The sequence below is a fragment of the Thiorhodococcus mannitoliphagus genome, assembly GCF_010915725.1.
GTDB classification, from domain to species: domain Bacteria; phylum Pseudomonadota; class Gammaproteobacteria; order Chromatiales; family Chromatiaceae; genus Thiorhodococcus; species Thiorhodococcus mannitoliphagus.
This window is the reverse complement of the sequence record NZ_JAAIJR010000025.1, coordinates 1-22,134: the sequence shown is the minus strand read 5'-3', so window position 1 is coordinate 22,134 and position 22,134 is coordinate 1. Positions and strand designations below refer to the sequence as shown.

Annotated in this window: 18 protein-coding genes and 1 pseudogene; 17 read left to right on the top strand and 2 right to left on the bottom strand. The window is 62.7% G+C overall.

Annotated elements, in window-relative coordinates:
- Window positions 1–85 precede the first annotated feature (85 nt).
- The 6 genes from mobH to G3480_RS08160 all read left to right on the top strand — a co-directional run bounded on the left by mobH (window position 86) and on the right by G3480_RS08160 (window position 8,371).
- Window positions 86–2,275, top strand: coding sequence for a MobH family relaxase (gene mobH, locus G3480_RS08185; RefSeq protein ID WP_338114095.1), 2,190 nt, complete (start codon window positions 86–88; stop codon window positions 2,273–2,275).
- Window positions 2,265–4,055 (top strand): conjugative transfer system coupling protein TraD, encoded by a 1,791-nt coding sequence (gene traD / locus G3480_RS08180; protein ID WP_206171580.1) that lies wholly within the window; start codon window positions 2,265–2,267, stop codon window positions 4,053–4,055. Before mobH ends, traD begins: the two co-directional genes overlap by 11 nt.
- A gap of 53 nt (window positions 4,056–4,108) precedes the next feature.
- Complete coding sequence (locus G3480_RS08175; RefSeq protein ID WP_164653392.1) at window positions 4,109–6,061, top strand: phospholipase D-like domain-containing protein; 1,953 nt, start codon at window positions 4,109–4,111, stop codon at window positions 6,059–6,061.
- Between the two features lie 152 nt (window positions 6,062–6,213).
- A complete protein-coding gene (locus G3480_RS08170; RefSeq protein WP_164653391.1) occupies window positions 6,214–7,770 on the top strand; it encodes a hypothetical protein in 1,557 nt (518 codons plus the stop codon).
- Window positions 7,771–7,890: 120 nt separating this feature from the next.
- A complete protein-coding gene (locus G3480_RS08165; RefSeq protein WP_164653390.1) occupies window positions 7,891–8,217 on the top strand; it encodes a nucleotidyltransferase family protein in 327 nt (108 codons plus the stop codon).
- Window positions 8,210–8,371: a hypothetical protein gene (locus G3480_RS08160; RefSeq protein ID WP_164653389.1), complete on the top strand. Its 162-nt coding sequence runs from the start codon at window positions 8,210–8,212 to the stop codon at window positions 8,369–8,371. Before G3480_RS08165 ends, G3480_RS08160 begins: the two co-directional genes overlap by 8 nt.
- A 9-nt stretch (window positions 8,372–8,380) precedes the next feature.
- Here the strand turns inward: G3480_RS08160 and G3480_RS08155 are convergent, their stop codons facing one another.
- Window positions 8,381–8,635 (bottom strand): type II toxin-antitoxin system Phd/YefM family antitoxin, encoded by a 255-nt coding sequence (locus tag G3480_RS08155; RefSeq protein WP_164653388.1) that lies wholly within the window; start codon window positions 8,633–8,635, stop codon window positions 8,381–8,383.
- Between the two features lie 295 nt (window positions 8,636–8,930).
- Here G3480_RS08155 and G3480_RS08150 point away from each other — a divergent pair, with 295 nt between their 5' ends.
- The 8 genes and pseudogenes from G3480_RS08150 (at window position 8,931) to traN (ending at window position 16,837) form a co-directional block, all read left to right on the top strand.
- A complete protein-coding gene (locus G3480_RS08150; RefSeq protein WP_240905676.1) occupies window positions 8,931–9,245 on the top strand; it encodes a hypothetical protein in 315 nt (104 codons plus the stop codon).
- Window positions 9,242–9,586 carry a type II toxin-antitoxin system PemK/MazF family toxin gene (locus G3480_RS08145; RefSeq protein WP_164653387.1) on the top strand — a complete coding sequence of 115 codons (345 nt, stop codon included), beginning with the start codon at window positions 9,242–9,244 and terminating at the stop codon, window positions 9,584–9,586. Before G3480_RS08150 ends, G3480_RS08145 begins: the two co-directional genes overlap by 4 nt.
- Before the next feature lie 66 nt (window positions 9,587–9,652).
- Window positions 9,653–11,311: pseudogene (traC, locus tag G3480_RS08140) on the top strand (type IV secretion system protein TraC); the annotation flags it as partial.
- The gene (locus tag G3480_RS08135) at window positions 11,304–11,663 is read left to right on the top strand and encodes a hypothetical protein (protein ID WP_240905675.1); all 360 of its coding nucleotides are present in this window, start codon (window positions 11,304–11,306) and stop codon (window positions 11,661–11,663) included. The pseudogene traC and the gene G3480_RS08135, both read left to right, overlap by 8 nt.
- Window positions 11,650–12,222, top strand: a complete 573-nt coding sequence (gene lepB, locus G3480_RS08130) for a signal peptidase I (RefSeq protein WP_164653386.1) — start codon at window positions 11,650–11,652, stop codon at window positions 12,220–12,222. The genes G3480_RS08135 and lepB overlap by 14 nt, the downstream gene beginning before the upstream one ends.
- Window positions 12,209–13,420 (top strand): TrbC family F-type conjugative pilus assembly protein, encoded by a 1,212-nt coding sequence (locus G3480_RS08125; protein ID WP_164653385.1) that lies wholly within the window; start codon window positions 12,209–12,211, stop codon window positions 13,418–13,420. The genes lepB and G3480_RS08125 overlap by 14 nt, the downstream gene beginning before the upstream one ends.
- Window positions 13,421–13,422: 2 nt before the next feature.
- Window positions 13,423–14,481 (top strand): TraU family protein, encoded by a 1,059-nt coding sequence (locus G3480_RS08120; protein ID WP_164653384.1) that lies wholly within the window; start codon window positions 13,423–13,425, stop codon window positions 14,479–14,481.
- On the top strand, window positions 14,456–16,837 hold the full coding sequence (gene traN / locus G3480_RS08115) for a conjugal transfer protein TraN (protein WP_164653383.1): 2,382 nt from the start codon (window positions 14,456–14,458) through the stop codon (window positions 16,835–16,837). Before G3480_RS08120 ends, traN begins: the two co-directional genes overlap by 26 nt.
- Window positions 16,838–16,873: 36 nt before the next feature.
- Here traN and G3480_RS08110 read toward each other — a convergent pair whose 3' ends face one another.
- Window positions 16,874–17,908, bottom strand: coding sequence for a protein kinase domain-containing protein (locus G3480_RS08110; RefSeq protein WP_164653382.1), 1,035 nt, complete (start codon window positions 17,906–17,908; stop codon window positions 16,874–16,876).
- 137 nt (window positions 17,909–18,045) lie between these two features.
- Here G3480_RS08110 and G3480_RS08105 point away from each other — a divergent pair, with 137 nt between their 5' ends.
- The 3 genes from G3480_RS08105 to G3480_RS08095 all read left to right on the top strand — a co-directional run bounded on the left by G3480_RS08105 (window position 18,046) and on the right by G3480_RS08095 (window position 21,993).
- On the top strand, window positions 18,046–18,717 hold the full coding sequence (locus G3480_RS08105; protein WP_164653381.1) for a vWA domain-containing protein: 672 nt from the start codon (window positions 18,046–18,048) through the stop codon (window positions 18,715–18,717).
- Window positions 18,718–18,913: 196 nt separating this feature from the next.
- Complete coding sequence (locus tag G3480_RS08100) at window positions 18,914–20,704, top strand: protein phosphatase 2C domain-containing protein (RefSeq protein ID WP_164653380.1); 1,791 nt, start codon at window positions 18,914–18,916, stop codon at window positions 20,702–20,704.
- Window positions 20,705–20,865: 161 nt separating this feature from the next.
- Entirely contained in the window at window positions 20,866–21,993 is a 1,128-nt protein-coding gene (locus G3480_RS08095) for a hypothetical protein (protein ID WP_164653379.1), read from the top strand.
- The last annotated feature ends 141 nt before the right edge of the window (window positions 21,994–22,134 follow it).

Here is a 22,134-nt window from a genome sequence, read left to right as displayed (position 1 = left end):
GCAACAGTCGAAAACGGTCCCCGGAGCGAGAGACCGTTTCGACTGTCCTGGCGTGTGCACATCTGCTGTGATGCAGCCATCTTCGGTGACTGATCAACCGCTTCTCCCGACCGCAATGCCGACCTTGCTGACCCGCTGCCGTGCAGCCTGGAGCGCCTTTCGCGTGGGCGAATCCGCCGCTGATCCAGCGTCGCCTCCAGCTGTCAGTGTCGCCATCGCCGAGTCCGACATCCCACGCTATCCGCCCTTTCTCCAGGGCCTGCCGGTGGCCAGCACCGCCCAGATCCTCGCCACCCAGTCCGAGCTGATCGCCAGTCTCCAAGAGGCGTTGGCGATGACCGACAGCGACTACCAGACCCTGGTCCTGCCGCTCATCGAGCGCTATGCCGCCTTCGCCCATTTGCTCCCGGCTTCGGAAACTCATCATCATCGCGGCGCCGGCGGACTCTTCCGCCATGGGCTCGAAGTCGCCTTCCAGTGCGCGCGGGCGAGTCGGGGACGCCTCTTCGCCGTCGATCGCATGCCCGAGGAGCGTCGCCTGCTCGAGCCGCGCTGGCAGCTCGCCGCCGCCGTCGTCGGACTGCTGCACGACGTTGGCAAGCCGGTCGCCGATCTCTTGGTGCTCGACCGTGAGGGCACGACCCGCTGGCAGCCGGTCGACGAGACCATTCTCGACTGGGCGACCCAGCACGGCATCGACCGCTACTTCCTGCGCTGGAACGGCCAGCGGCTGCATCAGGGGCATGAGGTCTTCACCACCTCGGTGTTTCCGCAATTCATCACCCGCGAGCTGCGCCGCTGGTTGATGGATCCCGATCCCCTGGTCTGGTACAGCCTGGGCAGCGTGCTCGCGGGGCGTGACGACCAGGCGCTGCTCGCCCAGTTGATGCGCGAGGCCGATCGCATCAGCGTCGAGCAGGACCTGCGCGAGAATCGCCTCGACCCCGAAGCGCTCTCGCTCGGGGTGCCGATCGAGCGCTATCTGATCGACACCATGCGTGCGTTGCTGCGCGATGGGACTTGGGCGGTCAACAGTCCGGGCGCACGGGTCTGGGTCTTTCCCGCCGGCCTCCATCTGGTCTGGCCCGAGAGTGCCCAGGACCTGGTGCAGCGCCTCGCCGAGGCCCGGGTGCCCGGCATCCCGCGTGATCCCGACACCCTGGCCGATCTGCTCCTGGAACGGCAGCTCGCCATCCCCTGTCCGCTGGAGGGGAGCGAGCGTCCAGCGCGCACCTGGCAGCTCGCCCCGCAGGCTCTAACGCGCGATCAGCCGCAGTGGCTCAGCTTCCTGCGCCTGGCCGAGCCCGAGCTGCTGTTCTCGGGCGTGCTTCCACGCGCAACAGCGTTGATCGAGGAGTCCACCGCTTCAGCACCGGCACCGCGCTCCGTGCCGACCGAGCTGGTGACCGAGGAGGCGCAGGCGAGGGCGGTTGGGTCGCCATTAGAGGCGGACGATACGGAGGCGATGCCCAAGGCGCTCCAGCCGCTGAAGGCGACGTCGAGCGCAGACACCGAGGCAGTGCCGGCGGCGGCGCCGTGGGGATCGTCGCGACCATCCAATCGAGCCGCACCATCCGAGTCGCCTGAGCCATCCCTTGCTGAATCGGCGCGCGCCTGGCTCGACCAGCATCCGCCCGCCGGTCCTGGTCTGATCGCACTCATGCGCCGGGTGGAGGAGGGGCGCCAACCAGCCGAGGGACAGCCCCGCTGGATCGACGGACAGTGTTTTCTCCCCTATCCGCACGCCTTCCTCGGGAGCGAGGACGATCCGGATCCGGAGCGGATCCTGGACGATCTCTGGATGCGCGACTGGATCACGCGCGATCCGCGTCGGCCGCTGGTTCGGGTGCGTGCGCTAGATGGCGTCAGCGGTGTCCTGCTGACATCGGCCATTTCTGAACGGCTGCTGGCCTTGGGCAACCCGGCCTCCAGCGTGTCGGCGGAATCCTGTCGTCCGGCCCCCGAGCGAGACGCACCGCCACCTCCGAAGTCGATGTCATCGACCACGAAAAAGCCGCGTTCGCGTCAAGCCACGCCAGCGCGGAGCCGCACCGGTGCGGCCGAGTATGCGCTTGCCCTGGAGCAGCGCCTCCTGGCCCGTGATCCGACGTTGGGACCAATCCAGGTGCATGAGAACGCCCTCTCGGTCGCACTGCACGGCCCGGTCCTGGACGGCGCCAAAGCCGCCGGCATTGCCGAGGCGACGTTGCTCCGAGCGCTGCGTAAACGGCCTCGGGGACAGGTCGAGCAGGGACGCTTCAGCCTTGGCCTATAGCCCACCCTGGCGACCCAACTTCGAGGGTGCGGCATTGCTGACCTGGCTGGTGGTCGCGTTCGTCGCTGCTGTGCTCCAGAGCCGCTGGCCGCTGCACCAGGCCCCCTTTCAGGCCCTCACGCTATTGGCCGTGGTCATGGCCCTGCGCTGGTTGCCCTCTGCGCTGCGTCACAGCCACCGCCGGGCCAAGCTGGCGGGGCTGCCGCAACGCTTTCTCACCCCCGCCGAGCTGACCCGGCAGCGGCGCGCACGCCCCGGCGACCTCTGGCTCGGCTGGGGCTTCGACTGGAACAGCGAGCATGCCCAGCTCGCACTCGATCTGATCCGCGCCGGACCCCATCGACTGATCCCCGGCGACGCCGAGACCCTCGGCGCCCACTGGCTCCATGGCCTGGCGGAGCGCGAAACGCCGGTGTGGCTGCCCATCGCCCACAGCGCCGGCCATCTCCTCATCGTCGGCACCACCGGCGCGGGCAAGACCCGGCTGCTCGATCTGCTGGTCACCCAGGCCGTATGCCGGGGCGAGGCGGTGGTCATCCTCGACCCCAAGGGCGACCAGGAATTGCAGTCCTCGGCGCGTCGCGCCTGTGGCGACCAGCCGGGCCGCTTTGTCAGCTTCCATCCCGCCTTCCCCGATCGCAGTCACCGCATTGATCCACTCTATTCCTTCAACCGCGCCACCGAATTGGCCAGCCGTATCGCCGCGATCCTTCCCAGCGAGACCGGCAACGACCCCTTCAAGAACTTCTCCCAGATGGCCCTCTCGCACGTCATCGGCGGGGTACTCGCTGCCGGGGAGCGCCCGAGTCTCGTGATGCTGCGCCGCTATCTGGAGGGTGGGGTGGATGCTTTGGTCGAGCGGGTGCTGCGTGAGTATCTGAAGACCCAGGTCCCCGGCTGGGATCCGGCGAGCAGCCGCTCGCTGGGCAAGGCCAACGACACCAATGCCCGGGCACGCGCCCTGGTGCGGCTCTATCAGGAGCAGCTGCGTCCGACCAAACCCTCGACGGTCATCGATGGCCTGGTCTCGCTGTTCGAGCACGACAAGGTGCACTTCTCCAAGATGGTCGCGAGCCTCTTTCCGCTGCTCAACATGCTGACCGCCGGTGCCTTGGGTCCCTTGCTCTCACCCGACAGCGACGATCCCAAGGATCCGCGCCCCATTACCGCCATGGCGCGCATCCTGGAACGCGGCCAGGTCGCCTACATCGGGCTGGACTCGCTTTCCGACACCCTCGTCGGCTCCGCTATTGGTTCCATCCTCATCGCCGACCTCGCCGCCGTGGCCGGGGATCGCTACAACTACAGCCCCAAACCGCCCCCGGTGAACGTCTTCATCGACGAGGCTGCGGAGCTCGTCAACGATCCACTGATCCAGCTCCTGAACAAAGGTCGCGGCGCGGGCCTGCGCCTGACCATCGCCACCCAGACCTTTGCCGATTTCGCCGCCCGCACTGGCAGCGAGGCCAAGGCACGCCAACTGCTCGGCAATCTCAACACCCTCATTGCCCTGCGTGTCCTCGATGCCGAGACCCAGGAGTACGTCACCGCGAGCCTGCCCAAGACCCGGCTCAAGACCCTGATACGCACCCAGGCGACCTCGACCCAACGCAATCCGCTCGAGCACGCCGGCAACGTCGGTGAGCGGCTGATGGAAGAGGAGGGCGAGCTGTTCCAGTCGGCGCTCTTGGGGGTGCGACAGAATCTCCTTAATGAGGGATTAACCTTGGCTCCAGATCTAGCCCCAACCCAAGGATGCGAGCAGACTACGCCAACCTGACGAACCTCCGGGTCTGGGCGACCGCCTGAACGTCACGTCATCAAGGAGCGAACATGGAAACGACGGCCCACTTCGAGAACATCCCCAAAGAGATCGCCAAGCGGCTAACCGCGGCATCGGCACACATCGCCATCGCCGTCACCCGCTTCACTGACCGCGACCTGTTCGACCTGCTATGCCGACAGGCCGGTCGCGGCCTTCAGGTGCAGTTGGCCGTCCCAAACGACGCGCACAACGTCGGCCCCGGACGACTCAACGTCCAGCGCTTGCGGGACAGCGGCGGCCACGTCTTCCTGCTCCCCGCCGGCAGCGACGATGCCCCGACCCTCGATCACAATTTCTGTGTCATCGACCAGGCTACCGTCATCACCGGCTCCTACCCCTGGACCCAGCCGGCACAGGACAACCCTGACGGACTCATCCTCGTCATCACGGACGGTACCCCCAATGGATTCGACAGCGAAAGCGATCTCAGCCGCACCATCGCCGCCGATTACCTCGACGCCTTCCAGACCCTGCTACGCGACCACGGCCTCGGCTTCCAGGGCATCGACCCCGCCGAGATCCGCCGACGCCTGGAGATCGTCCGCAACCTCCTGCTGCTGGAAGACTGGGACACCCTGGCCGCCCAGCTCGACAAACTCCAACCCGCCCGCCTTGCGCTGGGGCTCGATCCGCTGTTCGCCGCCCTGCAAGATCAGCACGGCGACGACGCCCTGATCTGGATCGATGACTATCTCACCGGCAGCGCCGAACGCGCCCCCGTCAAACATCAACAAACCGCCCTGCTGCATCTCGCCCTGCGCGCCCTGGATCTGCAAATCAACGCCCTGCGCGACGAGCAGGCCGAGATCGAGCGTCAGATCCACGCCTTTTCGCTCCGCGCCAGCCACGCGCTCGGCGACCTGACCAGCCGTTATCTGGAACTGCAAGCCGAGAAACAGCGCCGCCAGGCCGCGACCGATCCAGCCCTCCAAGCGGAGGCCGACCGCGCCCAGGCCGACTACGAGCAATATCGCGACGCCAACGCCCGCGCCCACGAGACACCGCCGCCCCCGCCGCTCAAGGCCGAAGACCTGGGCGAGCTGAAACGTCTCTATCGCGAGGCCAGCCAGCGCTGCCATCCGGACAAGGTGAATGCGGAAGACCAAGAGCGCGCTGGCGAGCTTTTCATCCAGCTCCAGGCTGCGTATCGCAACAACGACCTTGCCACCGTGCAGGCCATCCATGCCAGGGTGCGCGAGGGACAACTGTTCGTCACGCAGGGCGTGCCCCTGACCGATGCCGAAACGCTGCAACACGCCATCGTGGTGCTGCGCCACGACCTTGACCAGCTCATGGCCGAGCTTCAAGCACTGCGCCGCAACGACACCTATCAGACGCTCAAGGCGCTGACCGACTGGGACGCCTATTTCGACGAACAACGCCTCACCCTCGAAGAAGCCGTTTTCCAGCTCGAAGCGGAACTGGCCCGGATGGGATGGCAGGACAGGGATACGGAGGGCCAGGACATGGCCGAGCGCACCCGGTTCAAAGCCTTCCTGCAAGCGCACCCGCAATTCCTGCTGCCGGGCCTGTCCGGTCAGGCCCCCCTCGGTTTCGCGCTGCTCAAACGCTATCCCCAGCGCTGGGATTGGCAGGCGCTCTCCGCCAACCAGACCCTGCCGTGGAGCACGGCGCTACTCGTGCGCCTGACCGAGCATTGGGACTGGTCGGCCCTATCCGCCAATCCATCGCTGCCCTGGACTCCGGAGCTAATCGAACGCTTTGCGAATCGGTGGGATTGGGACGCGCTCTCCGACAACGCCGCACTCCCCTGGAGTCTGGAGCTGATCGAACGCCATGCCAACCGCTGGCATCCGACGGTCACGCGGCATCTCGCGGCACTCTGGCAGCGCCTGCACCGGCAGGACATCTTGGAGTTGATGGACAGCACGCCGGAGCCGCTCGAAGAAGACCCGGACGACGCCGACGAGTTTTCGGATGATGACGAGAGCCCGTTCTGACGGGTCTAACCAATCGACGATCAATCGAAAGGGCGCCCGAGTCCATCACGGCGCATCGGGTGCGACATGGACGAGTGAAAATCATGCTGGCGACCGTTCAGCCGCCCCTGTCCACCGACTGACGAGCAGAATCGATCAGGAGAATCCATGCAATGAGTGACGACTTACCCCATCCCACACGCGCCCTAGTGCCCGCCACCAGCCGCGCCTTGGCGCAGGTCACGGATCGAATACTGGCGGTTGCGGCCGTTGCCAAGAACGAGGTCGAGCGCGAGAGGTTTAAGGCGTTTCTTCGAAAGCGTCCAGATTTCTTGGTATCCGGCTTGTCGCTGCATTACCCAATCAGCAAAGATCTGATTGATCGCTATATAAGTTCATGGGAAATGGATTTTCTCTCGTCGAACGAAAATCTACCTTGGAGCCTAGAGCTTATCGAACAGTATTCAGATCTTTGGGCTTGGGCTCCAGCCTGTGATGCAGAATATGGTTTATCGTTCAATAAGTCTATTCCATGGGAAATGGATTTTATTCAGCGACATGCGGAGAAACTTATTGGCAGTCATATTTTGTCAAGCGTCAATTCGGAATCGATTTTATCTTATATTGATGGCTATACTGGATTAAATAATGATATTTTTGAAGCTCTTTCAGGAGCAGAGGGTTTTCAATGGGGCCTGGAACTGATTGAACGCTATGCGGAGCGTTGGAAGTGGGATTACCTGTCATGTAATAACGATTTACCTTGGAGCCTGGAACTGATCGAACGCTATGCGGAGCAGTGGGATTGGCATGGACTGTCTGGTAACAACGCCCTGCCCTGGAGTCTGGAACTGATTGAACGCTATGTAGATCGGTGGAGTTGGTATGGACTGTCTGGTAACAACGCCCTGCCCTGGAGCCTGGAACTGATTGAGCGCTATGTGGATCGGTGGCGTTGGGATGTACTGTCCGGCGATTATCATTGTCCCAATCTACCCTGGAGCCTAGATCTCATCGAACACTTTTCTGATCGATGGAACTGGGGATGTAAGGGGCTGTCCATCAATAACGATCTGCCTTGGAGCCTGGAACTGATTGATCGCTATGCGGAGCGGTGGGTTTGGGGATGGTTGGGACTGTCTAGCAATGACGCTCTGCCTTGGAGCCTGGAACTGATTGATCGCTATGCGGAGCGGTGGGATTGGGACAGCCTGTCAAGGAATAGCGCTTTACCCTGGAGCATGGAGCTGATCGAACGCTATGTAGATCGATGGAAGTGGGATGAACTGTCCGGCAATAATGCTCTGCCCTGGAGCCTGGAATTGATCGAGCGCTATGCGGAGCGGTGGAATTGGGATTTTTTTGGACTGTCTGGTAACAACGCTCTGCCCTGGAGTCTGGAACTGATCGAACGCTATGTAGATCGATGGAGGTGGGATGGTTGTAAGGGGCTGTCCAGTAATTCAGCCCTGCCCTGGAGCCTGGAATTGATCGAACGCTATGCTGATCGTTGGGAAGTATCATTCGAGTTGCTAGAAGTTCTCATGTGGCACCTCTTGCGTCGTCAAGACATCATCGAACTAATGGACGCCCTGCCTGCACAACCACAATCAGCCATCTCCCAAGCCGATCTCCCCAACACACAGCCCGCTCTCCCGAATCAAGAAAACCAGCCACCACCATCCGAGACTGACTACGGCCCCATAGATTTCGAAGACGATTTACTCTAGCCGTGCCCAGCCAGCGTCGAATACGTTCACTCACAGCGTCTGCCAAGCCATGCACCTCCATCCGCTTAGGATCAGGCTAATCACACAAAACGCAGTTTTGAATCAGGCATCAGATGCCCCATGACCAGAGCGCCCAACACCTCGCACGGCTCGCACTCGTCCCAGGATCAGGTACTCAGCACCCTGCGCCAATTCAAAGCGTCTCAGGGCGACGCCTTGGGGATCCTCGAACTGGGTATTTTTGGCTCCTTCGCGCGCGGCAATCCAACCGCCGCCAGTGATCTGGATATCTATGTCACGACCAGAACGCCCAACCCCTATCTTCTTGTTCATATTGAGGACGCCATCGAAGACCGTGTGCGCCGCAAGGTCGATATCGTGCGTCTGCGCGAGCGGATGAATCCCCTGCTCAAGGCCCGCATCGAGCGGGAAGGCATCGATGTCTGACCGCACCCTGGCGCTGGACATCCTGCGCCAGATCGATGAGGCACTGGGGAAGATTCAGGCGCGCTATGCGGGACGGGGTATTCACCCCCGTCCCGTACGTTTGGAGCGCTTCGAGAGGGCGACAGTCACTGATTCCTTCAGCGCATCAGGATGAAAGGCCAGTTCATAGGTCATCCAAGGACACCTTCAGCGGTGTCTGACCGTCGGCAAGACGGGCATCGGCCAGCGCATTGAGTTCCAAGTCTTCCAGCCGATCCATCAGCGCCTCGTAGGCGTGAGCCGGCACGCAATAGAACGCCGGCTCATTGCGGTTGAGGATCGCGACCGGAAAGCCTTCGCCAGCCGCCACGGTTCCCATGGGATTCCGCTTCAATTCGGTGACACTGGCGGTGACTTCCGCCAGGATGTGATGGGTCATCATGCTCTCCCGCGATCAAGAGCACTCAGAATAGCATCTGCAATCGGTCTTTGTTCAACCGACGGTCCTGCTGGCGTCCGGGCCGGAGGCGGGCCATGAAAGGCATCGCTTCCAGGGTGAGCACCGCTGCGCGCCGTCGTCGGATGCGATCAGGCACGAAACGCATCGATCGCGAAGACCGCGCCACGGAATGGTGCGGTTCGCGCTCGCTCATCGTATCCTGCGTGCTCAGAGTTTCCACGCTGTCTCTCGACCATGATCCTCCGGTGGGTGCTCGTCTTCTCGAAGAAACAGGATGAGTCATACGGCCTTTGGGCGCGCTTCGCGGACCTTGGCCTGCGCGGCACTGGAGCCGGCTTCCGATCACCGACTGATCCTTGCAGAGGTCCCCATGCCCAGCATTACCCTGAACGCCCATTTCGACGGCCAGTCGATCATTCTCGATGAGCCGTTCCAGCTTCCCAGCAATGCTCGGCTGTTGGTGACAGTGGTGTCGCCTTCAATGGACGCCGAACGCGAACCCTGGGCGGACCTCGCGGGAACGGGTCTCGCGCAAGCCTATGGAGACGACGAGCCCGAGTACAGCCTGACCGATGTGAGACATCCATGAACGAGGGCGATGTGGTTCTGACGCCGCTTCCCCAAGCTGACGGGCGCGCGAAGAACCGCCCGACGATTGCCCTGCGGCGCATGCCAGGTTTCGGGGACTGGTTGGTCTGTGGCGTCAGCACTCAGTTGCATCAGGAGATCGCGGGATTCGACGATCCGATCCTGGCGGACCATGCCGACTTTGCCGCCAGCGGTTTGAAGTCTCCCTCGCTCATCCGCCTGGGCTTCTTGGCCGTGCTGCCCGACAGGCGATTGCTCGGCGTTATCGGTACGCTCGCACCGGATCGACATCGCCGCCTATTGGAGCGGTTGTCCGCGTACCTGATCAAGACATCGGGCTGATCCGGCGATTGGCTGTCTTGTCAGTGGAGTCAGGTCCGCTGACACGAGAAAGACACTGCAACCTCCGCTGTTTCACAGGCTACTGCGCGTCGCTACCGCCAAACGCGCGGCATCCCGCACAACCTGCTGGTCTGTCTGAACCTCCATTTCCCCGAGCCCGAGGCAACCCGCGCGGTGCTGCAGGCGCAGAGCCAGTGGGCGACCAAGATGGCGGCGGGGCCGGTCGCCATGTATCTGCCGCGTCTGGGGGAGCGGGCACGCGGATTCCGTGTGCTGTTCGAGCGCCTGGATGCCGGGGACCGGCCGGTGCGGGCCTATCTGGGACTGGTGTTGTTCTCCCATCGCGATGAGGCGACAGCCGCCGCGTCCAATCTGCGCACCTACTGGCGGGAACTCGGGTTCCAGGTCGTGAGCGACCGCTTTTTCACCCTGCCGCTGTTCTTGAACTGTCTGCCCTTCGGCGCCGATCGCGGGGCGATTCGCGACCTGCAGCGCTACCGCACCCTATCCGCTACCCATGCGGTGAACCTCATGCCGGTGCATGGGGACTGGAAGGGGACCGGAACCCCGGTCTTCAACCTCATCAGCCGGGGTGGACAGCTGATGAATCTGTCGCTGTTCGACTCGGCCTCCAACTACAACGCTTGCATCGCCGCCCAGTCGGGCTCGGGCAAGTCGTTTCTGACCAACGAGCTGATCTCCACGACCTTGTCGGTCGGGGGGCGCTGCTGGGTGATCGACGTCGGGCGCTCCTACGAGAAGCTCTGCGAGGCGCTGGAAGGGCAGTTTCTAGCCTTCACCCGTGAGTCGACGATCTGTCTCAATCCCTTCCAGCTGGTCCACCACTGGGATGAGGAGGCGGACATGATCGCGACTTTGCTCGCGACCATGCTCGCGCCCTCGGAGCCGCTGGGGGATTACCGCCTCTCCGGGCTCAAACGCATCCTCAAGCAGGTCTGGGACGCGCTGGGGGCGGACATGACCATTGATGCGGTCGCCGCAGCGCTCGCGGCGGAGGCTGACGCACGGGTGCGGGATCTGAGCACCCAGCTCTATCCCTTCACCACCCAGGGCGAGTATGGGCGTTTCTTCAACGGACCCAACAGCATTGAGTTTTCAGCCCCGTTCGTGGTCCTGGAACTCGAAGAGCTGAAGGGCCGCAAACACCTCCAACAAGTGGTGCTGCTGCAGCTGATCTATCAGATCCAGCAGGCGATGTACCTCGGCGAGCGCGAGCAGCCCAAGCTCGTCATCATCGATGAGGCTTGGGATCTGCTCACCCAAGGCGATGTCGCCCGCTTCATCGAGACCGGCTACCGGCGCTTTCGCAAGTACCGCGGCGCGGCGGTGACCGTGACCCAGTCGCTCAACGATCTCTACGCCAACCCGACCGGACGGGCCATCGCCGAGAACTCGGCCCATACCTTCCTGCTCGCGCAGCCCGCGCAAGCCATCGATCAACTGCGCGAGGCCAAGCGCCTGCCGCTGACCGAGGCGGGGGCGGAGCTGCTGAAGACCGTCCACACACTCCCCGGCGCCTATTCCGAGATCATGACCGTCTGCGACAGCGGAGCGGGCATCGGCCGTTTGGTCGTCGATCCCTTCCGACAGCTGCTCTATTCGACCCATCCCCGGGATGTGGCGGCGCTTGATGCGCTGCGGCAGCAGGGGCTTTCGGTGACCGAGGCGATTCTGCGGCTGCTGAAGGAGCGGGGGCATGGCTGAAATCCGCACGCCGCCGCGGCGCACCTGCAAACCAACACCAACCGGTTATGGCTGGCCGCCAAGCATGCTCGCGCTACTTGTGTCGGTGGTTGTGACCGGCACCGGGCTGATCTGGATGCAGCGGGAACTGAACCGGTCACTCGCCGTGCGTCCGCCGATCGTGGTGCTCGACCTGTCCGCTGCTGCGCGGGAGGCAGATCCAGCGCGGTTGAAGGCGCTGCTGGACGACTATCGGACGACCGCCGAGCGGCTGGCTGGGCAGGGACTCCTGGTCTTTGATCGTCAGGCTGTCCTGGCAGCGCCGGCGGGTCTGATCCTGACGGAGCGGGAGGTGCGGCATGCAGCGGATTGAGCCGCTCGCCCAACGACAGCGCGGGCTTTTCGAGGCGAGGGCCGCGCATCCCCAGATCCGGGGACGCTCGCGGCGATTCCTCTGGCTGTCGTCTGTCCTGCTGCTTGTGCTGGTGGCCGCCGCGCTCTATGGGAGCGCACGCTATCGCCTCGGCATCGACACCCAGGCGCGGGTGAGTCTGGCCCCCTATCGCGTCTTCCTGGTCGATACCTGGCAGGGGCCGGAGGAGATCACCCAGGGCGATCTGGTGGCCTTCCGTGCCCAGGGGCTCGCGCCCTGGTTCCGTGATGGTCAGCTGCTGATCAAGCATGCCTTAGGGGTGCCGGGAGACTGGGTGACGGTCGATCCCGAGCACACCTGGATCAACGGGATGCGCATGGCCGACGGACTGGCCCTGGCGGTGACCCTGAAGCAGGATCCGACGACCTTTCTGCGTCATGAGCGGGTGCCGGTCGAGCATTTCTGGATGCTCGGCGAGACGGCGGACAGCTTCGACTCGCGCTACTGGGGCTTTCTGCCGCAGGCTCAGGTCGTGGGGAAGGCGTATGCGCTGTTCTGAGTGCTGGCTGGCGGCATGGGTGCTGGGACTCGTCGTCGGCAGCGGCGCAGTGACCTTCGCGTTGGCGCAGTCCGCGTTGCCCGAGACCAAGCTTCGGGACGAGGCCGTCCGCATCGAAGAGCAGGCGTTGAGGACGCCGTTGCCGGGATGGCTGACAGACCAGAAGGCGTCAATCGAGGCGTGGTCGCGACGGTTGAGCGATCTGGAGGCTGGTGCTCCGGCGTGGGTCATACCTCTGGCCCCCGATGCAGCGCCGACGGGGCAAAGCGACCGTGGGCTGACCCTTACCATCCTGGCTTCCCGCGCACTGGGTGAGGCTCAACTGCGCGACCTTTTCGCGCAGGCGGCCGGGCGGCCCGAGGTGCGGGTGGTCTTTCGTGGCGTGGCGCCCGGTGAATCGCTGGGTGCCTTCATCCGCCGGATCCACGGGCTCTTGCGTGGAACGAGCAACGACATGGATAGCGACGCACTTCCCCGCATCGAGATCGATCCGCGCCCCTTCCAGCCCCCGCTGGTGGCGGTCGCTCCGACGCTGATCGTCACCGATGGGGCCGGGAAAGAGGTCGCCCGCGTCAGCGGCATCAGCCGCCCGGACTGGGTCCTTGAGCAGGTAGAGGAGGGCAGGCGCGGTGATCTGGGCGTGCGTGGACCCACCGTCGCCGTCAGCGAGCCCGATCTGATTGCTGAGCTGCAGCGGCGTCTGTCCGGCATTGACTGGAGCGCCCAGCGTGAAGCAGCGTTAGCGCGCTATTGGGAGCGGGCGGCCTTTGCCGAGCTACCGGTGGCGGAGAAGCCCTGTGAGCGACGTCTGGATCTGACGCTCGTCGCTCAAGCCGATGCGACCCACCCGAACGGGACCACCCTGATCCGCGCTGGCGAGCGTGTCGATCCGCTTGCCGTCATGCCCTTCCGTCAGCGCCTTTTCGTCTTTGACGCCACCGACCCACGCCAAGTGGCCGAGGTCGCGCGGCTTGGAGCGGCGAGTCGCGTCGAGGGACGGCTGCCGCTCTATCTGGCAACACGGTTGGATCGCGCCGCCGGTTGGGAGGGCTATCGCGCCATTCAGACGGCCTTGCACGATCCGCTCTACCTCCTCACCCCCGACGTCCGGCGCCGCTTCCAGATCGAGCGAGTGCCCGCCGTGGTCGAGTCGCGTGACGGCGCACTGGTGGTCGCCGAATGGCCGCCGGAGGGCTGAGCATGCGCAGGATGCTGAGCTGCCGCTTCCTTCAGGCCGCCGTGCTGGTTGGTTTACTGCTCGCGCTGGCCCTGACCGTGCGCGCCCAGGAGGCGGCCACGACGGGTCTGGGCAACGCCGTCTGTCCCGATGCCGAGTTGCTCGGACCCAAGCTCATCACCGACATCTGCTGGAGCTGTCTCTTTCCGCTGCGCATCGCCGGGGCGCCGATCGGGGGCGGCTCGGTGCCGAGCGGTGCCAGCGACCAGGCGCTGTGCGCCTGCACCGACCCAGCCGGGCTGCCGAGTCCAGGTGTCGTGATCGGCATGTGGGAGCCAGCACGCATCGTCGAGCTGGTCCGTGTTCCTGGCTGTATGCCCTCGCTCGGCGGTGCCCGGCTCGATCTGGGTGCCTTCCGCACCCTCGGCACGCCGGGACAGGCCGAGTACGACGGCTCGGACAAGGCCTTCTACAACTATCACTACTACGCCTTCCCGGTCCTGGTGATGCTTGATCTGTTCTTCCCGGACCGCTGCAACGTCGACCACCTGACCGACTTCGATGTGCTCTATCTTTCCGAGCTGGATCCGACCTGGAACAACGACGAACTGGCCTTCTTCACCAATCCAGAGGCGGCCTTCGTGGCCAATCCCATTGCGCAGGCCGCCTGTCTGGTCGATGCCGCCTCGGCGACCACGGTGCAGCAACCGCTCGACACCCTCTTCTGGTGCGCCGGTGCCTGGGGCGGGCTCTATCCTTTCACCGGACGCATCCCGACGCTCAACGGCCGTCCCTCGGAGATGAGCCTGGCGAGCGCGCGGGTGCTTGCGGCCCTGCACCGGCGAGGACTGGCCCGCCAGACGGTCGGGGATGACGCCCTCTGCGAGGCGCCCTTTGCGCTGATGCTGCCCAAGACCCAGTACCGACTGTCCCAGTTCTATCCGCTCCCCGAGGCCAATTCCAACCACGTCATCGGCGAGAGCGAGCTGCGCTGGGGGATGTGGCGCAACATCCCTGGGGTCGGCGAGGACCACCTCTATCTGATCTGGCGCTGGCATGACTGCTGCGTTACCTGGTTGTGACCCCAGGCCGCTGGGTTGGTGCCGGCGCCTGTTGGTCGGCGTTCTGACCCTCGTCATCGTCTGGACCCCCTGGGCCTTGGTCTGGGGCGATGACCTGCGCCAGGCGCTCGACTTCGATCAGGCAGCCACCGATGGCCAGGATCTGGGAACCGCACTCGGGAGCGATTCGACGCTCTTGAGCCCCTTCGATCAGCCCGGCGACTATCGGGTCTACTTCCCGGGTGCGGACGAGGGCGAAGTCTCCGACTGGAGCACGCTCTATGGGAACCCCGCGGCGCTTGAAGCCGCCGGGTTGCAGACGCAGCAAGATCTGGTCGACACGCCCTATGCCGAGTCTTCAGCGACCGGTCAGGCGTACCAGACCCTCCTGGAGCCAGTGGATCGCGACCGCACCGATCTGAGCAGCGATCCGCTGTGGGACTTCACTGATGCGACCGTCAGCTCACTGGACAACTTCACCACGACCTATGCCGACTGCACCTGGGACAATAGCTTTCTCAGCCGTCCGCGCAGGGTGCATGTCCCCGAATACGAAGCCTGCCTGATCCCGGACAAGGATCAGCCAAAGCTCAGCTGCTTCGCCAGTCGGACGCTGGATGCCACGGTCTACTGGGACCCCGTGGAAGTGGGCACCGATCCCGAGACTGGCGAGCCGATCATCGAGTATGTCAGGCGGGTCGAGAAGCGCGTGGATCTGTGGAGTTGGGAGTCGGCCGCCTGCCTTGAAACGATCAGCGAGCGGTTGATGGACGGCTTCTGCCGCAGTACCACGACCTGCAGCAGTAACCCGGATGCCGACTGCGTCCCGGTCTCCGGCGGCGAACTCTGTGGCAGCGAGTTGGTTGCACCACCCTATCTGGGCGAGACAGGCAACGAGCCCTGGGAGCAGTTCTCCGGCATCGGCGCCGCCTGCATGCAGGTCAGCGTCGCCCTTGACTGCACCAGCTTCAACGAAGGCCAGATGGACTGCTGGACCGATCCGGACGGTGTGACGCACTGTCCCGAGAATCCCGGCGATCTGGACAACTGCGCGGTCCTCGACGCCAATCCCAACTGCCGACGGGTGAGCCGCCAGTGCGCCGAGGATGCGACCGGGAGGAGTGGCGTTTGCTACGTCGACCAACTGGTCTACGACTGCGGCACCGACCAGGAGATCGCCGGCATCGAGCGCACCTCCGAGCTGGACTGCGGCGGGGAGATCCGCTGCCTGGGCGACGACTGTGTGGCGATCGAGCCCGAGTCTTCCGACGACTTCGACGCGGCGGTGGCGGCGCTCAACGCCGCAGAGATGGTTTCGCTCGATGCCGACTGCACGACAGGGAGCTGTCAGGTCTTCAAGGGCGAGGCCCTGGAATGCAAGCGCGCGGTTGGCGGGATCGTCAACTGCTGCGAGCGCCCGAGCGGCATTTCGCTCGGGCTCTATCTGCAGCTGATGTTCTCGGTGGCCAAGCTCGACAGCGTCACGATGTCGCTCATGAAGGCCGGCGTCTCCAATCCCGCCTTCGGTGCCTGGGAGACCCTGCGCTCACCGCTGGTCGACACCTGGTCGGCGGTGAAGGACGCCTTCACCTCGGCGGTCAACAACATCACCGGCAATACCACGGCGGTGACGACGGAGGCGGCCAAGCAAGGTCTGATCGCCACCTTCAAGCAGCAGCTCCTGCAGCAGACGGTGCAGTGGACCGCTGAGGTCTTCGGCACTCAGGCGGCCAACGCGCTCTTCGTCGATGCCGCGACCGGTGGCGCTGCCGTGGCCGCCGATGGCTCGGTGGCCTCGACCGTCGCGCTCAATCCCGCCATTTCGGTCGTGCTCTACTGGGTGATGTGGGCCTATCTGATCTACACCATCGTCATGATCCTGATCCGGCTCATCTGGGAGTGCACCGAGGACGAGTTCACCCTCGGCGTGCAGCGCGAGCTGAGGTCTTGTCACCGGGTCGGCGCTTACTGCAAGAAGAATTTCTTCGGGGCCTGCATCGAGAGCCGCGACAGCTTCTGCTGCTTCAACTCACCGCTGTCGCGGATCCTGAATGAGCAGATCCGGGGCCAGGCCGGCATCGGCGGCTATGGGAGCGCCAAGCATCCCAACTGCACAGGGATCGCGGTCGAGACGCTGGCCCAGGTCGACTGGAGCCGAATCGATTTCTCCGAATGGCTGGTCATGCTGACCGAATCGGATCTGATCCTGACCACGACCGATCTGGATCTGGAGACGCTGACCGAAGGGCAGGGCAACCGCACGGCGGATCGGCTCCAGCATCTGAGCGACGTCCAGATGGTGGGGGAGGCCAATCGGGGGGCGGAGGCGCAGGGGTGGGACGAGACTCTGCCGGCGTTGCCGATGCCAGCCGACTGACCTGCGCTGCATCGACTGAAAATCCATCCTTGGTCATCAGCTCACCCAGTTCGACGCTTGAAGTGGTTGCTTGTTGAGTGTGTTCGCCAAAGCGCCTCGGAGCTTGCCTTGTGGTTTCGGTGCGGCTGGCCGGATCTCGTCGGAGAGCCAACCTTGCCTGATCGAATACTGATACTGCTTGAGCAGCAAGAACCAGTCGTCGATTCCGGGACGGGCCTGCGGATTGGCGGCGCCTTCCGTAAAAGTTTGGATGAAGGCGTTTTTCAGGCTGCCGGAGAGATGGCTCCATAGCAGATACCATGGCCCTTGGGGAATGGCGCCCTGGCTGCCGGGACGGGCGCCTCCCTTGCCATAGGGGAAATGTCCTTGCCTGAGATTGTCCACCGGATTGCAGCCACCCACGCTGTCATAAGGATGCCGTCCGAGCATCAGGCATTGGAACATCAGGATCGCCAGTGAGAAGGCGTCGCTTGCCGACGTGCGCCGAACGCGCGCGAAATCCACTCCCAGATGTTCCGGGGCCGTGGTGTCCTGGCTGCCGACCGGGCAGGGGAAAAAGGGGCCATTAGACTGCGCGATCTGGAAACTGTCGCAGTCGATCAGAGTGACTTGGCCGCTGAACGGGTCGCAGAGGAAGTTGTTCAGATTCACATCGCCCAGATGGATGCCCTGGCGATGGAGGATCTGGACACAGCGCAACACTTGCAGCAGGGACTCCACTACGAAGTGACGTGAAAGGCCGGGAAAATGTTGGTTGCTCAGCTTGGGATGAGCGAGCTTGCGCAACGTCACTCCAGCACCACGGCGCATCACGTACCCGATCCACTGGCCCTTATCGTCATAGATGCTCATTCGCGGCCAGGCAAGTGGCTCGTCCTTCAGGCAGGGCCAGGTCGCGATCTGGGCCTCGACCTTATCGCGCAATTGTTCGCCCCGCGAGGCCAGTTTCTCTGGGGCGTAGATCTTGACCACCAGATCGCCGCGTTCTGGAAGGAGGTAGACGGTTCCCTCTCCGCCCCGATCCAGTTCGGGACCAAGCGTTTTCCCCGCGCCCGCCGCATCGAAGACCACTTCGCTCATGTCTTGCTCCTGTCCAAGGGTGTTTCTCTGTCAACGCACTGCGCGAACGGATTTTCAACATTTCGGTTTTGAAAATATGGCTCGAAAGCGCGTTGTATCAGGTATCCAAACCTCACGAGGAACACATCATGGAATTCACGACCGCACTCACCCCCTACGCCGACCTCATCGAGAACCCCGTTGCCCGCTGCGCCTGCATGCTAGTCCTGGATGTCTCCAGCAGCATGGATGGCGAACCCATCCGGGAACTCAATGATGGCGTGCAACGCTTCATCGCCGAGATCCAAGAGGACGAGTTCGCCAGTCAGGCGATCGAACTGGGGATCGTTACCTTCGGCTCACGGGTGAATGTCACCTTGCCAATCACGCCCGCTCACCTGATCACCGATGTGCGGCCCTTGGAGGCCGACGGCATGACTCCGATGGGGGATGCGGTCGCCCAGTCGATGCAGGCGCTCGCCGCACGCAAGGCGGAATATCGTCAGACCGGTACCAGCTACTACCAGCCCTGGTTGGTCCTGATGAGTGATGGCGCCCCGAATGACGATTGGCGGGCGACGGCGGTCCAGTGCCGATCGCTCAGCGCAGAACGCAAGCTCGTCGTGCTCCCCGTTGGCGTGGGGGAAAGCGCGGATCTGGCGATCCTGGGCCAGTTTTCCCATCGCCCAGCAATGCCGATGGCAGGGCTGCGTTTCCGGGAGTTCTTCCAATGGCTCTCGGCCAGCATGAGCCGGGTCAGCCAATCGACACCGGGCACTGGTGTGAACCTGCCCCCGACCTCCGGCTGGGATCAGATCTAACCGCACCGTCCGGCTGGGTTCGTCGTGGTTGGCGGCTACTGCATCTGGATACCCAGAAGACCAGTTCGCCAGCCAGCGCCAGCCAATGTGGTGTGGGCGTTCCCGATTTTGTCCATTCGCGACCTGTCACTGGAAACCTGCAATGAAACAGCCTTCGTTCAGCACCTCTCATCCCGATCGCACAGGAACATCGCCCATGATCGCTCGCCGTGCCTGCATGCTGATCCTCGACACCTCCGCCGCGATGCGGGGGGTGTCGCTTGTCCAATTGCAGGACGTGCTGCAAAAGCTCGTCGCTGGACTGAAAGCGGAGGCGGTCACCACCGATGTGCTCGACCTTGGCATCCTCACCCTGGGCGCGAAAGTGCATCGCTTGCACGAGATGGTGCCGTTGCACCGGATCGCCGTTCCGACCCGACTGATAGCGGCGGGGCCGGCGCCCCTGGGGCAGGCGGTTGCTCGCACATTGCAGACGCTGGAGTCGCAGGAAGTGCAGTACCGGCAGCATGGCATGACATTCAGCCCTTCCCGGCTGGTGGTGCTTGGGCGGGGACGGGCAACCGATGATTGGCAACCGGTGGCGGCTGCCTGCCGCGACCTTGTGCATCAGGGCAGACTCGAAATCATTGCGGCCGGCGTGGGGGCAGATGCCGATTTGTCCGTGCTCGGCGCGTTCGGCGACGGACACCCTTTGTCGCTCGCTAGGCTTGGGATGCGAGCGTTCCTGGACACCTTGCAGAGTCGTCTGACGGGAGACGCAGGCAAGCTGGGCACGCTGAGCCTGGTCCAGCCGACGAACCAGGGTGCCAGCGTGTCCGATCAGCCCCCCGTGAGGGCGTCACGGGCAGCGGCGGATAAGACGCCAACGCCATCCTTGGGGTCGGATTCGAGCAGATCGGCTGCGCTGACCGCTGCCCCGGTGGACGGCACCGACGACCAAACTCCGAACTCGCCGGTGGAAATGCTTCACGACGCCGCAGTCCAGCTCCAGTCCGGTCGGATGGAGGCTCCCGAGTCCGCAGACGACCCGTGGCAGGGTTCGTGTTTCCGGCGGCGCCTCATGCTGACGCGCAATGAACGCAAGAACTGGGGGCGCAAACCTCAATCATGGCCTGAACCCTCTCCCGCGCAGAAACTCAAGCGGCGTCTGGCCAAACGGCACGCACGCTCGGCCCACATCCTTGAGCCGGCACCGGAACTTCGAATCCCACCCGCCCGCGCTTGGTTCGGCGCGGCCGACACCTGTGTTGGGGCCGCCCATCTGCGCCACGAACCTCCGACACCCTGCCAGGATGCCGCACTGGTCGTCGCTGGTGATCGCCCGATGCTGGTGGTCGCCGATGGGGCAGGATCCTCGCCGGTCTCGGATCTAGGAGCCGAAATCGTGGTGATGGGTCTGCGCCGTCTGGTGGACAGCGTCTCGCGTCAGTTCCGAACCGTGCTGGATGCGTCCGACGCTCCGCCCGATGCGACGGCCCGGGCGCTTGCACATACCTTGGTGCGTCATGCCTGCGGTCTGCTCGAGGATTTGGCCAGTCTTCACCGTCGCCCCGTCACGGATTTTCGCAGTACCCTGCTGGTGGCGGTCGGCGGGCGATCCCACTGGTTGTGGTCGCGGGTCGGCGATGGCGCTCTGGTTGTGGAGCGTGACGGTGCGTTGAAGCTGCTAGGGGAGACAGGCAAGGGTGAATTCGCGAACCAGACCGTCTTTCTGGGGCGGGAACTGCGGCCCGAGCAGGTTCAGTGGGGTCTCGAACCGACGCTGGGAATGACCGGCCTGGCCGCGATGACCGACGGTGCCGCTGAGCGTCTGGTGAGCCTGGATGGCTCCCGGATCAGCGGCCAACTCGCCACCTTCTTCAACGAGGCGCGGAACGAAAAGCTAAGCCGGACCGGACTGCGGTCATTCCTGCAGGAGCGCGAGGTCTGGCGCAGCACCTCCGGTGATGACCGCGGACTGGCGATTCTCGCTTGTGATGGTGAATAGATGCTACTACGTGTTGAATCCCGTGCGATTTAGAACTGAATTTTTTTAAAGCGGAACAAAAGCGCATAACTGAAGATCACGTTGTGCAGCTATAAATCGACAAGCCTGTTGGGTGTTCATACACTTGAGGATTCGCTATGAAATTAGGTAGACAGTTAAACGTGAGGATCATTGAGTACATCAGCGACAGAAAGGCTCGGGTCGTCGATGAGAACAACAAAAATCCTGGCATCCTCCTGATAAAAGGAAAACCTAATGAACGAAAAAATGGCATCATCAAAGCATGGGTGATTCAGTATGATAGAAACCAGGGTTTGTATCTATATGCAAATGCCTACTTCGGCAAGCATGACATATCTCAAGGCCTTACCGAAAGATATGTTGGTATTTTGCGAAAAATGTTTGATCATCCCGAAGCATTGGTCGACACTGACATCAGTGTTTTAAAAGGCATGTGCAATCGGTGCCTCAAGAAAGATCAATGGGACTGGTTTACAACTTACAAGTATCTTGGGTACCCCGTTCATCCCGTGCTACGGGAGTTCGTCGCCGACGCATTGGTTCAAAGGAATAAACTGAGAACAGGAGACTACGTCGGTCTACCAGAGTTCAGAAGAAAATATCAATTTATGTTGAGCAGTATCTTGTTTCATTTGACTGAGGAATTGGAAGATGAAAATCTGTACGTCGACATTCCGATACCCGACTTCGACCAGATTCAGTGGAAAAAAATGTCTTATGCTTCGCGCAGAAATCTCAAGATAGCTGAGCGAATTTTTAAAAAATCATCACTTTTTAGTTTAATGCACTATTTTGTGACACTTGAGCAGGAATTCGACGACCATTTTATTCAGCCATTTATCGACCTGCACAGAAACAAGCTATCACAAACGTCATGTCACGGCGTTCGCTATCAACGCACGCACGATGTATTGGTTGGCAAGAGCCGCTTAACGCTTGGGGCAGTGAATTTTCTCAGAGCGCACATCAAAAGTAATAATGCATGCGCGAAGAGCGAGGCAGTACGGATGTTTTCTGATTTCCTTGAGCTCAAGCGAGATGCGTTCTCGGAATTATGCTCACTGATCGCCGAAACAAGAGTCAACGGTATTCCGCTGCCTCAGCTTAGAAATGGTCTCGCTCATGGAGACGTGGATGTGACCGTGCACATTGACGGTGCGGCCTTCGACAATCTGCGTTCGTGCCTTCTTGATCCGCCAGTCCAGATCTTCAGTAGAATTCTTTCAAATTCATTGCAGGATTCGGTGCCAGCAAAGTTGGACTCCTGAAATCCTGTAACTATGGCTGAAAGATGGGTGCAACCCGCCTCCCGCGCCCTTTATTCTGCCCCCGTTGAAAGCTGAGTCTGCTACAGCTCCCGCTAGCGAGGGTGTAGACAGCGGCCCGGTGAAGAGTCAGTCTCTGTGAAA

Excerpts from the sequence above, each read along its gene's own strand:
- G3480_RS08150 (WP_240905676.1), top strand. The coding sequence starts at position 8,931 with ATGAGTCATACGGCCTTTGGGCGCGCTTCGCGGACCTTGGCCTGCGCG.
- lepB (WP_164653386.1), top strand. The coding sequence starts at position 11,650 with ATGCAGCGGATTGAGCCGCTCGCCCAACGACAGCGCGGGCTTTTCGAG.
- G3480_RS08165 (WP_164653390.1), top strand. The coding sequence starts at position 7,891 with ATGACCAGAGCGCCCAACACCTCGCACGGCTCGCACTCGTCCCAGGAT.
- G3480_RS08160 (WP_164653389.1), top strand. The coding sequence starts at position 8,210 with ATGTCTGACCGCACCCTGGCGCTGGACATCCTGCGCCAGATCGATGAG.
- traN (WP_164653383.1), top strand. The coding sequence starts at position 14,456 with ATGACTGCTGCGTTACCTGGTTGTGACCCCAGGCCGCTGGGTTGGTGC.
- G3480_RS08155 (WP_164653388.1), bottom strand. The coding sequence starts at position 8,635 with ATGACCCATCACATCCTGGCGGAAGTCACCGCCAGTGTCACCGAATTG.
- G3480_RS08170 (WP_164653391.1), top strand. The coding sequence starts at position 6,214 with ATGAGTGACGACTTACCCCATCCCACACGCGCCCTAGTGCCCGCCACC.
- G3480_RS08145 (WP_164653387.1), top strand. The coding sequence starts at position 9,242 with ATGAACGAGGGCGATGTGGTTCTGACGCCGCTTCCCCAAGCTGACGGG.
- G3480_RS08125 (WP_164653385.1), top strand. The coding sequence starts at position 12,209 with ATGCGCTGTTCTGAGTGCTGGCTGGCGGCATGGGTGCTGGGACTCGTC.
- G3480_RS08105 (WP_164653381.1), top strand. The coding sequence starts at position 18,046 with ATGGAATTCACGACCGCACTCACCCCCTACGCCGACCTCATCGAGAAC.
- G3480_RS08135 (WP_240905675.1), top strand. The coding sequence starts at position 11,304 with ATGGCTGAAATCCGCACGCCGCCGCGGCGCACCTGCAAACCAACACCA.
- G3480_RS08120 (WP_164653384.1), top strand. The coding sequence starts at position 13,423 with ATGCGCAGGATGCTGAGCTGCCGCTTCCTTCAGGCCGCCGTGCTGGTT.
- G3480_RS08175 (WP_164653392.1), top strand. The coding sequence starts at position 4,109 with ATGGAAACGACGGCCCACTTCGAGAACATCCCCAAAGAGATCGCCAAG.
- G3480_RS08100 (WP_164653380.1), top strand. The coding sequence starts at position 18,914 with ATGATCGCTCGCCGTGCCTGCATGCTGATCCTCGACACCTCCGCCGCG.